The following is a 13,218-nucleotide window of genomic DNA, read 5'->3' as shown; positions in this document are numbered from 1 at the left end:
TGTATCGCGCCACGCGTGAACGCGTCACCGTCCCCCGTACTTCGAGCGCCGAAGCCGCCGCTGGTACGTCGCCGACACCACCCTTTTGACGTTCGAAACCATCAGTTCACCCGATATGTCTTCCGAACACCCCCTCGCCGAAAGCGTCGACAATCTGGTGTACGAACCGGTACAGGTTCACGAAAACGGGATCGACCTGACGGTCAGCGCCATCTACGAGGTGGCCGCCCCGGGCCGCCTCGACTTCGGCGGCGACGAACTCGAGGACGCCGACTTGGAGCCCGTCCCGACGGAACTCGAGGGCCCCGACGACGAATTCGGCTGGTGGTACTTGGAGGGCGGCCAGTACGTCGTCCAGCACAACGAATTCCTGACGGACCTGGCCGAGCCGGCACAGCTCCAGGCGCGAAACGAACTGCTCGCCCGCGGCGGCTCGCATCCGTCGGTACGGGTTCGAGATCACTTGCCGCTGATGCCCCTTTCCGTCGCCGGTGACGGACTCAGTATCAAGGAGAACGCGCGGATTTCGACGCTCGTTCCGGTCGAGCGCAACAGACAAAATTCCGATTTATAGACCGTAAATCACGTAATTTGTCGGTTCGCGTGGCTGTGCGTGCGGGGCCCGCGAAATCGTCTCGCGGTCGTCCTGCGGCTGTGGAGCGCAACCACGCCCACGCCGCCGATTTCGTTCGTCCCTGGCGGCGCGTTCGACGGGGTGATAGCGACCGGTGACGTCCCCAGCGGGAGTGGACAGTTCGTCGTCGGATCGGTCGTCGCCAGACACCTACCGGGATCTGTGACCGACCCCGCGAGTCGATTCCGCGACGGCCTCGAGACGGTGATCGACGCGCTCGATCAGGCCCTCCCGCATCACGCTGGATATCGACAGGAGCCGTCGTTTCTGGACGACGTGCGGCAGATGGTGGGTCGGTCGGGAAAGGCGGGACGGCGAGTCTCCAGCCGACTACTACGACGGGCGAAAAGTGAGGGGTGAAACTTATCGTCCTTCGTATTCGGGATCGCGATCGTCGAAGAAGGCGCTCACTCCCTCCTCGTGATCCGCGGTGTCGAAGACGATACCCTGCGCGATCGCCTCGTCGGTCAACGCCTGATCGAGCGACTTCTCGAGACCCTCGCCGACGAGCCTGTTCGCGTGGCGCAGCGCGATCGGTGGCCCGGAGACGATCTTCTCGACGAACGCCTCGACCTGCTCGTCGACCTCGTCGCTGTCGTAGACGTGGTTGACGAGGCCGATTTCCTTTGCGCGGTCGGCACCGACGATGTCGCCCGTGAGGACGAGTTCCTTCGCGACGTTCTCGCCGACGACTCGCGGGAGCAGATAGGAGGTGCCCGCGTCGACGCTCAGGCCGACCTGCCGGAAGACGAACCCGAAGACGGCGTCTTCGGTCGCGAGTTGCATGTCACAGGCCAGCGCGAGGTTCGCACCGGCGCCGACCGCCGGCCCGTCCACCAGCGCGATCGTCGGGATCGGGAATTCGATCAGCCGGCCGAAGAGTTCGTTCGTCGAGCGCTGGAGTCTGCGAACTCGATCGTCGGCGGGGACGTCGTTCTCGATCCCCTCGATCATTCGTTCGATGTCACCGCCGGCCGAGAACGACCCGCCGGAGCCCTCGAGGAGGACACAGCGGGCGTCGCTGCCCTCGATTTCGTCGAGCGCTTCGGAGAGACCGGTGCTGATCTCTTCGGAGAGGGGATTGCGTCGGTCCGGCCGGTTGAGCGTGATGGTCGCCAGGCCGTCGTCCTCTATCTCGAGGAGGACTGCGTCGCCGAGGGCCATCAGTCGTCTCCCTCCTGCTCGCGGAGCTTGAATTTCTGGACCTTTCCGGTCGTGGTTCGCGGAAGTTCCTCGACGAACTCGACCTCGCGCGGGTGTTTGTACTCCGCGAGGTTGGTCAGGCAGTACTCCTTGATTTCGTCCTCTGTGACGTCCGCATCGGGCGTGCGAACGACGAACGCTTTCACGGTCTCGCCGCGGCGTTCGTCGGGAATCCCCGCGACGGCGGCGTCCGCGACGGCGGGATGTTCGAAGAGGAGTTCCTCGACCTCGCGCGGGTAGACGTTGTAGCCACCGGTGACGATCATGTGTTTCTCGCGGTCGACGACGTAGAAGAAGCCGTCTTCGTCCTGATAGCCGATGTCGCCGGTGTGGAACCAGCGTCTGCCGCCGTCCTCGGTGAAGACTTCCTCGTTGGCCTCCGGCAGACCGTAGTAGCCTTTCATCACGTTCGGCCCGGCGACGACGATCTCGCCGGTGATTTCGCGAAGGTCGGCGTTCTCCTCGTCGATCGGCCCCTTCTCGACCGGCGGGATTTCGTTGAAGTCCTCGTCGACGACCTTCGAGTCGACGTCGGGGACGGTCTTGCCCACGCTTCCGACGCGACGCCCTTCGATCGGGCTGTTGAAGTGGGTGATCGGACTGGTCTCGGTCAGGCCGTATCCCTCGTAAATCTTCGGCTCGTAGAGTTCCTCGAAGCGGCGCAGGACCTCGACCGGAATGCCGGAACCGCCGACGCCGCACAGGCGCAGCGAGGACATGTCGAATTCCTCGGCGTTCGGCTGGTTGATGACGTCGTTGTACATCGCCGGCACGCCGTGCATGATCGTCAACTGCTCGTCCTCGACGAGCGAGACGGCCTCCTGTGCGTCCCACGACGGCAACGGGTAGTACGCGCCTCCGTGGAACAGCGACGCGTTCATCACGACGGTCATCCCGTAGATGTGAAACAGCGGCAACACGCCCAGTGTTTTGTCGTCCGATCGAATCCCGTCCGGAATGAGTTTGGAAGCGGAATTCGCGTTCGATCCGAGATTCGCGTGGGTCAACTGGACGCCCTTCGGCTGGCCGGTCGTCCCCGACGTGTACGGCTGGACCGCCACGTCGTCGTCGTCGCGGGCCGTGATTTCGGGGTTGGCCGGCTCCAGGAAATCCTCGAACTCGGTCGCGCCCTCGGCTTCGCCACCGACGCTGACGACGTGTTCGACGTGCGTGTCGTCTCGCACCTGATCGACGAAGGGGACGAGGTCGGAAAGCGCTACGACGACCTTGGCCTCGCTGTCGCCGAGCAAGTGGCCGATCTCTCGGGATTTGTACTGCGGGTTCATCGGAACCACGACCCCGCCGGCGCGAAGCGTCCCGTGGAACGCGATCACGAACTGGGGAAGATTCGGTAGATAGAGTGCAACCCGGTCGCCCGCACCGAGTCCGCGTTCTTCGAGTGCTGCCGCGAACGCACCCGTTTGCCCCCAGAACTCTTCGTAACTGATTTCGGACCCCTTGAATCCGATCGCGGTGTTGTCTCCGTACTCCTCGACAGCACCCGCGACGTTAGTGACAAGATTTGTCATACTCCGTGCGATACGTTTGCGTGTACTGTAAAAAAGATTTACATCGTTCGGTGAATACGGCGAAAATACTTTCCAGCGATAATTCTTTTCCGATTTGTTGTCATCAGAACGGTGGGACGGCCGTCGACGGCCGACGTTCGAATCGAGGGTATTTACGACCCCGCTCCCAAGCAGGGTGTGTCATGTATCAGGACGTCCTCATCCCGACGGACGGAAGCGACGGAGCCCGCCGATCGATCAACCACGGGATGACGATCGCGGATTGCTTCGACGCGACGATCCACGCGCTGTCCGTCGTTCCAGAGGGGCCGCTCGGGACGCTCCAGACCGACGACGCGATTCCGGCCGCCCAGCGGGCGGTCGAACGGGTCGAAACTGAAGCGTCTCGAATGGGCGTCGACGTCGTGACTGCGGTCGAACAGGGAGTTCCGCACGAAGAAATCCTCGCGTTCGCGGACGAACACGGAATCGACCTGATCGTCATGGGAACGCAGGGCCGGACCGGACTCGACCGGGTGCTGGTCGGCAGCGTCACCGAACGAGTCGTTCGAATGGCCGACGTCCCGGTCGTGACCGTCCGACTGACCGACGAGATTCGGGTCGAGGACACCGACGAAGCCGCACGGATCGCGCGCTCGACCGCCGAACAGGAGGGATACGACGAGGTCGCCGTCCTCGAGGACCCGCACCGAACCAGCGCGTCCTGGATCGTCCCACTCGAGACCGATACCGGCCCCATCCACGTCCACGTCGACGCCGTGACGAGCGAGGCCCGGATCGCGAAGGGCCCGAGGGAATAACGCTGCGTTCCGGGACGTCAGTGTGGAAATCCGTTCACCGAGACGTCAGTGTCGGGACGGCGCGGCGGGTCGACATTTACTGGCGGAAATCGCCGCTGCAGTTGTACTGTTGCAGCATGATCTCGTTGGTCGGCTCGGTCTCGTTGTACGGTTCCGACGGCTGGGCCACGTAGTATAGCTGGATACGTTCGAGGTCCGTCCGATGGGTGCGATTCCGCCGGTCACAGAGGTAATTCGCCAGATACGACCGGTGGTTCTCGTTATCCGCCCCCCAGACGTTCGAGAGGTATTTTCGCCACCGGGAGTTGGGGTACACGGCGTTCCCGTCCGGCGGCGGCTCCCAGCTCACCTCGGATCCGTACATGGCGTCGACCTCGGACCCGTTTTCGAGTTCCCCCGGAACGACGTACCAGCCGTCCGTCTGGAGCGGTTCGGGGGCGAACATGCGCCAACTCTGGTCCGTTTCAGTCGCATCGAGTACCGACTGACCCGGGTCCGGAACCTGCGTATAGCCAACCGCCTGGGCGTTCGAGAGGACCACGAGGACGAGAAACACCGCCGGTACCGTCGCCGAAAACAGGCTTCGTCCGCGATCGAGGCCGTCCGAAACGAGTCGACGCGAGGGGGAAGCGGAGGCGCCGACGCGATCGGTCACGGCCCGACCGGGGACGGCGGCCTCGAGTCTGCTCGCCCAGCGGTGCAGCGGGGCTGCGAGACCGATGCGGGAGGCGAACGCGGCGCCCGCGTCCCAGACGCCGCTCGGATAGAACGGGATGAACGCGGCGACGACGATCAGGGGAAAGAGCCCGATTCGCATCGTCGCCAGCATTCCGAAGTGCATGCCGACGAACGCCGATGCGAGCGCTGCTCGCGGCAGCCCGGTGAGGACGAGTAACAGCGGCGCTGAAATAACCAGCGCGACCCAGAAGAACGTCGCGAGCCGCAGTAAATCGTGGTACTCGGCCAGAACGTTACCCAGGAGGATCGTGAACTGATAGTCGAGGCTGAACACGTAAACGACGGCCTCCCCGTTCAGCCACATCTCCCCCTCGGTCTTGTGGATGGCGTTTGCGACGTACATCACGACGACCTGGAGCAACAGTGCCATCGTCGCCACGGTCGAGACGGTCTCCCGATCGCGATCCGATCGACGGCCGTCGACCGCCCATCGTTCGTCGAGCGGGAGAAACATCGCCCAAAACACCAGCATCCGTAACAGCACGTCCCCGCCGTTGAGTACCATCGGATTGCGAACGTGTAGCGAGACGAGCAAGAGCCACGAGCAAACCGTCGCGACCCTCGTTCGATAGCCGACGATCATGGCCACGGCGAACGCGGCCGCGACGACGAAGAGGAGACCGATCACCCACGCCTCGCCGGAGACGGCGTGAAGCGAATAGGCGCTCGAGTAGTCGGAAAACAGTGCTCTCCGCGGGAGGACTCCCGAATCCGTATAGAACGCCCCGAGATTCCGTGATCGGCCGACGAGGTCCGCGAGCAGCAAGAGCCCGAGCGCGATTCGAAACGCGGCCAGGGCTCGCGTATCCACGGCAAATCGACGCGTGATCGCCAGCGAAATCCGATCGACTGCGTTCGTCAGTCTCCGATCCGACCTGGGTGAGGAACTTCGCTCAGTCATCGTCCATCCTAGATATCTCGCATCGGTGTCTCGAGCAGATTGGCATAAGCTTGGTGTAAACTGAACGAATCACTTGACCTTGGAAGAGTACCGACCGATATCGAACCGGTGAGACGTCGGTCTCTCTCGATTCGAAATCCGGAGGGACGGCGTTCGAATGACGGCGGCGAGTCGCGCTATCCGAACCTGGCTCCGTAGACCGTATCGCGAGGGGCGAACCGCCTCCGCGAGTGGGGCCCGGCACGGAGACACCGTCCCTCGGTCGCCGACCAGAAATCTCGGCCACCGTCGATCGCCGGCCGGCTTCCAACGCGACACTCGTCACGGCTCGAATCCGGGCTCCTGGACCCTGCTTTCGGGTCGCAACTGCGGCTGTCACCGCTCCGCTCTCGACGACGGATCCTCGAACGAGAATGGGCAACGGAGAGGGGTGAACGGGCCACCGATTGCGAAACGACACCGACGAGTTCGCACCCCGTGCGGACGGCAGTCGTGAAGTACCTCGGGGACGAGCCTCGAGGCTTCACCGTTTTGCCCGTGTGCCCAGAAACGGACGGTCGGACGCAGGCGAATTTAGCACCCCTCGGCCTTCCCCTTGCGAGGTCGGTTGGAAGGAACACCCGAACACCCCGCTGGTGTCCGTGAGGGCCGGTCGCTCAACCACGACCCGACAACTCCCGTCTCACCTGCCGTAGCAGGGTGTCGAGAGGAGCCGCATTTCCATCAGTCAAACGATCGCTTCATCGTGAGGTCTTCACTATCCGTCGCGGCCGTTACGGCATTATACGTGACTTTTTTACTAAACTCTCGACGGGCCTCATCCTTGGGGTCGAGCCCCGAGGCACTCGCCCTGTTCCGTCTGTAGAAATCGATCGGAATCGACTCGGGCGCGAGCCCGAAGTCGCCGCCCATGGGGCGGTAGATGGTGGTGGTGGTGTGGTTTCGAGAACAACCCCACGGGCAGTTACAGGGGAGAAGGCTGGAAGGATAAACCTACTCAAACGCGAAATGGGTTTTTGTCGGACCCGTGATAGTGGCGCCGTCTCGAGACGGTGCCGGTGAAACGTGAACAATCAGACTTCCACCCCGCCTCGCAGCGCAACCCGAATCTGCGCGGTCGGCCCCGAGTCGTGTCGGCACGCACTCGCAGCGTCGGACGGGTGTGTTCGCTACCGGACGGGTGAACGAAACCGTCGACCCTCGTCAAAGTCGGCGCCGATCCGGAACCCGCCGCCACGTCGGTCGACGATACGCTCGCAAAGCACCGGGACGATCCTCGTTCGGGGGTGTTCCTCCGGACTGTCGGATTTCTCCCACGACTAAAGCCGTGGGCTTCCTCCGTGCATCTTTGTGATCGACCGTCGGCGCGACGTAAGCACGAGACAACCGGTGCTATCAATCCCGGAGACATTTATATTCCCTCGCATGGAATGCGAAAATTACATTCGGTCCGTCGGTGATTGTCGGGTGGCAGGTGGATGCACTATGGTTTCACACCACAACGATGGGATACCACAACACAGTAGTGGGGCACGCGCGTCGGACGACGGGGCCGGTGGGACGCCCCGTGATGAAGCAGCGACACCCCCGTCCGACGAGCACGCCAAACTGTTCGATCCGAACGCGGCCGGCAGACGTCGATTCCTGCGGGCCACGGGCGGGACTGCTGCATTGTTGACCGGTGGATCGGGAACGGTGGCGGCGTGGGCTTCAGGGGGAAGCTACTCCACGACCGATCGGACGATATCGTCGTTCGACGGGACAGACCTCGCGACGACGTTGTATACGCCCGACGCCGGCGGTCCGAATCCGGCGATTTTGATGACTCACGGATGGGGACTCAGCAGGCAGTCACCGCTGACAACACTGAAAGCGGCACATTACGCGAAGAACGGGTACGTGGTGTTGACATACGATTCCCGCGGTGCCTACGGATCCGGAGGGGTTTCGACGCTGAACGGCGAAAACGAGATCGAAGACGCACGCCACCTCATCGACTGGCTCGCGGGGCGTTCGGACGTCGAAACCGAGGGGCCGAACGATCCCAAACTCGGGATGGACGGCATCTCGTACGCGGGCGGGCTTCAGCCGCTCGTCGCGCTGGCGGACGATCGGGTGGACGCGATCGTCCCGCGGATGACCTGGTACGACCTTTCCTACTCGTTCGTGCCAAACGGCGTCGTCAAGAATAGCTGGCTCACTATCATGCTGGCGGCTGGCGTCGTTCAAACGTTCGACTTCGATACGGACACGCGCCTCTCGGACAGGCTGTACGAGTGGTATGGCGACGTCATCTGGAGCAACGGACTTCCCCCGACCGTCGAAGCCGGATTCGAGCAGCGTTCGCTCGCGTACAACCTCGAGGGGTTCGACACGCCGACGTTCTTTATTCAGGGCTGGGACGACACGTTGTTCAAACCCAACGAAGCCCTCCGTGGTTTTCGTGGCCTCTGTGCCCGCGGCGTCGAGTCGGCCGTCGCGTTCTACGAGGGTGGCCACGCCATCGAGGAGATCGTGGTCCCACTTGACCAGCGCAAATACATGAACGACCTGGCCGTCACCTGGATGGACAAACACCTCCGGGGCGAATCGACCGACGTCCCGACGGTTTCGACGTACCTCAAGCAACGCGACGAGTGGCGGACCGGCTCACAGTTCCCGCCCGCGGACGTCTCGATGACCGCCTACGGCCTCGAGAACGCCGTTGAACGCGGAAACCCGCACATCGAACGGTGGAGTTGGTTCCACGACACCGAGGTGACCTACGAGTGGCACGTCGGTCGGGACATCGAAGTCGTCGGCACGCCCGAATTCGACCTCGCGGTCGACGTCGCGGGCCCCGAAGCGCGGTTGTTCTTCGATATCAGACACGACGGATCCGACCTGGACGCGATCGGAAAATCCGTCGGAGAGGCCGCCCGCGTCGACGGACCGGGCCGCCAGCGCGTCCAGTTCGAGTTCCCGGTCTTTCAACGGTTCTTCTCGGCCGGTGATACCCTCTCGTTACAGATCAGCGTCACGAGCCTTCTGTTCGAGGAATCGACTCATACCGACGGCGTGACGGTCCTCCCGTCCCAGTCGGAAATCCGTCTCCCCCAGCGGCCGCAGTGACCGATTCCGGAACCACCGTTCGAAACGGGGACCGAAGCCACCACGAGATATCGGCCGACGTAGCCTTTGGAGAAGAGTCACCGGTCGATTTCCGCGTGGACGGGTGCATCTCCTGCTCTCACAACTCCTTCCGAAGGACCGAGAAGGCCTGCGAACGGCGTTGTTCTGAGGTGCATCGATCTCGGCCTCGAGAGTCCACAGTTCCTGACCCGAGTCGACTCTTCGGTACCCCGTCGTCATCCGGGTACCGAATTCCTCGACGGACCACGTTTGCAATCGGTTCGCACGAAACACTTTCGTTGCTATTGTCAATATCTATAGACAACTTGTGCTAGTAATAACTACAACTGAAAGCAATAGTAGGACTACACTATTATACGGTAACATGAACGCTGCGTCTTGCATGTCGAATGATGGTATCCTTCCGTTCGATCGACGATCGGTACTGAAAAAAGGCGCCGCGACCGCCGCAGTCGCCACTGGCGGAGCGTTCGCGACGTCCAGTGCTGCCGCCGACCACACGCACAAACGGACTGCGCGCATCGAGGCCGACGGCGGGCGAGCACACTACGGACTCCTGATTCCCGATGCGAACGTCGAGGTTATCAACGTGGAAGGGAACGACAGTATCCAGCGGAATTATCGGCGGGACGAGGCGATCGTCGAGGGCTACGTCAACGACTCGGCGGCACCAATCTACGACGCATACGAATATCACTCCGGCAGTGGTGCAGTCGAGATCCACGACCTCGGTGAGAACGCGCGACTCAAGATCTGCGAACTCATCGACGGCCATAGTAGACGTTGAAAGTCATTGCATACCCCGCCCGCGAATTCGCGGCCAGCGAGTGCTCGCTGGCCGCCGTCCGGCGAGCAGTGGGTAAATCGTTTCAACGACTACCATAGGGCCACCCGAACCGGTTCCTGCCGTTCGCCGCGACTCATCTGGGAGTGCCCCTACACTCGAGTTTCGGAGAACGGCCCCCTGGAGCGCCTTTTTCGAGACAGAGTCGTCGGCACTCGAGTGACGACGAGGATCAGACACCCGACGTCGTCCGGAAACACTCCACAGTCCGTCTCGAGCACTATCCGACGCCGACCGATCGTGCCGCGACACCACCATCGGACGAGGCTATTACGGGATCCGGGTGGTGTACGTCACGAGAGGTGGTATCGAAAGTCCGTCCTCGGGTTCATCTACCGGCCGCTTTAGTACGGAGTATTCAAAAGTCCGTCTGAGCTGGGGTCGTGGAACCTTCCCTCCAACCGGAAAACGGTGACGAGGCCTCGTTGGGGACGTTCTGCAGAGATGCAACCTTCGACCGGTGATAGTTTGGCGAGATCGTGGCGAACGGACAGTACATCTTTTTTATCCGTAGCTACTTACACGATCGACGAACGGGATTCCCCATGGATTGGTCCTCTATTACGCGATATCGCGGTGAGGCCGCAATCGTCGTCGGATTCGTCTTCGTCCTGAACCCGCTGGTCGTGAGCGCGTACGACATCGGCGATCCGGACAGGTATCGATACGAAGCGAGTGAAGCCGAGTTCTTTGCCAATGACACCTACACGCACTCGATCGAGGCCCCTCCTCTCGACTCCGATGTTGCGTGTTTTGGTGATTCACCGAGTCGGTCCTGTGCCCTCGAGCGAGCCATCTACGCGAACGGTGGCATCACGTACGACGGGCCGACGAGGCTCATCATGGACCACGAATACAGTTACGTCCACGTCTGGGGAGAGGGATTCTTCCAGCCCACGACCGAGGTGGGCCACAACGGGACCGTCTGGTACGGACTCGAGTCCGTCCCTCGGGAGGACGCACTCGATGGTATCGCAACGCCGCTTTCGAGAACTAATCGGGGCGTCCGAACGGCTATCGAGACGGGCGCGTACGAGACGAGCGACGAACTCTCCGGCACTCACGAACTCGTCCAGGCCGGTGACCGCTACTACGTCGTCTACCCGACTGCGTATCACGAGTATCGAGGAACAGAGCGGCGCCTGACGGTCGTCGTGTTGCAGTGGCTGCTCGGGATTATCGGTGTGATACTGGTCCTCCGAGGACAACGTCACCGAATCAAATGACACCCGCTCGGACAATCATCCGGTCGTCGTCCGATCGACCGAGAGGCCAACAGGTCACTCTCGAAGTGGCAACAACTGGGAGACGGCGGGGCTGTCGTCCCATTCGATGCGGGCTGATCGCGGTGACGAGGTTCCGTGCCTCCTCAGTAGGCATACGGCTGACACGAGCGCGATCACAGATGAGTCGCAAGGTCGGGACGATTCGAGGACCAGTGAGAGTTGCGTGAACGAGTGCGGAGCCGTTGCCACCCAACTCGAAACAGAATCCAATCGTTCGGCGGGGCTCCCTTTCGACTACCCATACCCATTTACTCACGCGTTGTCGCTGTGGTCGATCTCGATCCGTCCGTCACCGTACACCGTTAGTTATCCTGTCCCCGCAATACGGAACACGAAGTGACCAACGCCAACGGTGAAAATCGAGTCGAGCGCCTCTGGATCGTTGCCTTCGGAGAGGGGAAGGGAAGGTCGGTCGGAGTGACGCCGTCGCGTTCTGCGACGGCTTCGAGAACGCGTGTGCCGAGCGGCGTCGCCGATGTGTTCGAATTCTCGGCAGTCGTCTACCTGGGACCGCCTCCACTGTCGTTTTCAGAAGATTGTTCCAGTAGTGTCGCAGCTCACTTACGGCTGTTCGCCCGTGAATTCAGTCGCATGGCTGTCGAGCAACTCCAGGAGTGGTCGGATGTGCTCGAACTCGGGCCCCTTCTCTACCTCGTGTCTGTTCTTGTCCCAGCGAATGAATCCATACGCCTCTAATTTTGGGAGGTGCTTGTGGTGCATGGCAGTCTGCAGGCGGTCACGTTCCCCTCTGAGTAGCTCTCCTTCCGTGCCCCTTCGGCCTGGACTCCATCTGATCGGGGATTGTGCTCGAGGAGTGCGACGAGTATCCGCCGTCGGTGACGACTCGCCAATGCGTCGAACGCGTCATCCAACATCGGCGCGCTCCATCTCCCCTTTTCATTAGTCATGACACACGTGTGCGTACCAATTATATCGTTAAGAGTGTTGTGCATAACACAACCAATACGTTGCAAATTCCGCAGCTAAATCGGGATATCGTACGGAATTTTCCACCCGCGATCCGTAGAATCGCTAGTCGTTTGCGGACATCTCGAAGTGGCCCCAGGGTTGAGCGTAGTGGTTGGTGATGATCTCCGAACTGTGGATCGTGATACCGTACTCGTTCAACTGCGCGGTCATGCGCGTGAGATCGTTGGTGGCCGTGGCGACGGCCTGAACGTGGAGGTTACGCTCGCCGGTGACCATCTCGTTTACGTCGATGACGCCTCCGACTTCCAGTATCTCCCGTGCGGCGGTCGAACGGGAGTCGGGATCAGCCGTGCAAACGAACAGGAGTTTTAACGGAAAGCCAGCGCGTTCGTAGTTGATCTGGGGGGCGTAGCCCTCTATCACGTTCGAACCTTCCAACTTGTCGATTCGGTTTCGAACCGTGCTTGCGGAAACTGCCACCTCGTCTGCGATTTCCTGGATCGTGATGTTGCGCGCGTCCCGCTGAAGCGCGTACAGGACTCCCCGATCTACCTCGTCTAACGCGACCTCCGCATCGGTCTCCGCGTCAACTTCCGTCTGTCTCTCAGGTGCGGAATCGTCGCCCATAGTGTGATTTCCGAACCCACGAGCAAGAATATTTGCACTCGTTTACTTCGCAGGCCCCGTGAACTACCCCACCCAATTCGTCGCCTTCGGCACCATCACGTTCGTGGACTCGAGTGACGACCTCGACGACGTCGTCGTCCGCTGGGTATTCAGGGTTGCCGGCGGCGACTATTCGGCTGCCGGCGGGCGACCGCGAGCGGACCTCGACGTTCTCGAGGAGCTTTCGGGCGTCCAAATCCCAACTTGTCGACGAGATGTGACGCGCGGACGTCGACGCGTGGGCCCTCCTCTGGATCACGGTGCCACGGAAGCGTGCTGATCGACCCGTCGACACTGTCGGTGGCGAGTTCGCGGGCGGGAGCCTCGCCGCCGCGAACTCGTCATTACGTGCGTGGTCCACAACTCGGAGTGAACCCTTGCTATTTCACACGAGGAGAGCGATTGTCCGTAATTCTGAGGGGCAATGGACCGCTGAATACAGAGCAGTAGTGCAGCACGACGACTTCGTTCGTTTCACGCCGAAAGCGGTGAGCCATCCGCACACCACACGTGCGCATTGATCGTTCGTCCTTCGTCCGAGGAACTGGATGCTCG

Annotated in this window: 12 protein-coding genes; 7 read left to right on the top strand and 5 right to left on the bottom strand. The window is 61.7% G+C overall.

Going from position 1 to position 13,218, the window contains the following annotated elements:
* The first annotated feature begins 115 nt into the window (after nt 1-115).
* Nucleotides 116-574 (top strand): dCTP deaminase/dUTPase family protein, encoded by a 459-nt coding sequence (locus NJT13_RS18010; RefSeq protein WP_254523186.1) that lies wholly within the window; start codon nt 116-118, stop codon nt 572-574.
* A 39-nt stretch (nt 575-613) separates the two neighbouring features.
* Complete coding sequence (locus NJT13_RS18005) at nt 614-994, top strand: hypothetical protein (protein ID WP_254523185.1); 381 nt, start codon at nt 614-616, stop codon at nt 992-994.
* A 3-nt stretch (nt 995-997) separates the two neighbouring features.
* Here the strand turns inward: NJT13_RS18005 and NJT13_RS18000 are convergent, their stop codons facing one another.
* Both NJT13_RS18000 and NJT13_RS17995 read right to left on the bottom strand, forming a co-directional pair.
* The gene (locus NJT13_RS18000) at nt 998-1,798 is read right to left on the bottom strand and encodes an enoyl-CoA hydratase/isomerase family protein (protein WP_254523184.1); all 801 of its coding nucleotides are present in this window, start codon (nt 1,796-1,798) and stop codon (nt 998-1,000) included.
* On the bottom strand, nt 1,798-3,366 hold the full coding sequence (locus tag NJT13_RS17995) for a long-chain-fatty-acid--CoA ligase (RefSeq protein ID WP_254523183.1): 1,569 nt from the start codon (nt 3,364-3,366) through the stop codon (nt 1,798-1,800). Before NJT13_RS17995 ends, NJT13_RS18000 begins: the two co-directional genes overlap by 1 nt.
* A 182-nt stretch (nt 3,367-3,548) precedes the next feature.
* Between NJT13_RS17995 and NJT13_RS17990 the strand changes: the two genes are divergently transcribed.
* The gene (locus NJT13_RS17990; protein WP_254523182.1) at nt 3,549-4,166 is read left to right on the top strand and encodes a universal stress protein; all 618 of its coding nucleotides are present in this window, start codon (nt 3,549-3,551) and stop codon (nt 4,164-4,166) included.
* 76 nt (nt 4,167-4,242) lie between these two features.
* Here the strand turns inward: NJT13_RS17990 and NJT13_RS17985 are convergent, their stop codons facing one another.
* The gene (locus NJT13_RS17985) at nt 4,243-5,805 is read right to left on the bottom strand and encodes an HTTM domain-containing protein (protein WP_254523180.1); all 1,563 of its coding nucleotides are present in this window, start codon (nt 5,803-5,805) and stop codon (nt 4,243-4,245) included.
* Nucleotides 5,806-7,290: 1,485 nt separating this feature from the next.
* Between NJT13_RS17985 and NJT13_RS17980 the strand changes: the two genes are divergently transcribed.
* The 3 genes from NJT13_RS17980 (at nt 7,291) to NJT13_RS17970 (ending at nt 11,007) form a co-directional block, all read left to right on the top strand.
* Complete coding sequence (locus NJT13_RS17980) at nt 7,291-8,916, top strand: CocE/NonD family hydrolase (protein WP_254523178.1); 1,626 nt, start codon at nt 7,291-7,293, stop codon at nt 8,914-8,916.
* A gap of 403 nt (nt 8,917-9,319) precedes the next feature.
* Nucleotides 9,320-9,724 carry a hypothetical protein gene (locus NJT13_RS17975; RefSeq protein ID WP_254523177.1) on the top strand — a complete coding sequence of 135 codons (405 nt, stop codon included), beginning with the start codon at nt 9,320-9,322 and terminating at the stop codon, nt 9,722-9,724.
* Between the two features lie 602 nt (nt 9,725-10,326).
* On the top strand, nt 10,327-11,007 hold the full coding sequence (locus NJT13_RS17970) for a DUF8127 domain-containing protein (RefSeq protein WP_254523176.1): 681 nt from the start codon (nt 10,327-10,329) through the stop codon (nt 11,005-11,007).
* A 621-nt stretch (nt 11,008-11,628) separates the two neighbouring features.
* On the opposite strand, the gene NJT13_RS23555 is transcribed toward NJT13_RS17970, so the two are convergent.
* Entirely contained in the window at nt 11,629-11,787 is a 159-nt protein-coding gene (locus tag NJT13_RS23555) for a hypothetical protein (RefSeq protein ID WP_425499768.1), read from the bottom strand.
* Nucleotides 11,788-12,099: 312 nt separating this feature from the next.
* Nucleotides 12,100-12,624: an Lrp/AsnC family transcriptional regulator gene (locus NJT13_RS17965; protein WP_254523175.1), complete on the bottom strand. Its 525-nt coding sequence runs from the start codon at nt 12,622-12,624 to the stop codon at nt 12,100-12,102.
* Between the two features lie 58 nt (nt 12,625-12,682).
* On the opposite strand from NJT13_RS17965, the gene NJT13_RS17960 reads away from it, so the two are divergent.
* Nucleotides 12,683-12,943 (top strand): hypothetical protein, encoded by a 261-nt coding sequence (locus NJT13_RS17960; protein WP_254523174.1) that lies wholly within the window; start codon nt 12,683-12,685, stop codon nt 12,941-12,943.
* The last annotated feature ends 275 nt before the right edge of the window (nt 12,944-13,218 follow it).

The sequence above is a fragment of the Natrinema caseinilyticum genome (genome assembly GCF_024227435.1).
In the GTDB taxonomy this organism is placed as follows: Archaea; Halobacteriota; Halobacteria; order Halobacteriales; family Natrialbaceae; genus Natrinema; species Natrinema caseinilyticum.
Note: the sequence above shows the minus strand (reverse complement) of the source record. Positions and strands in the feature narration are given on the sequence as shown.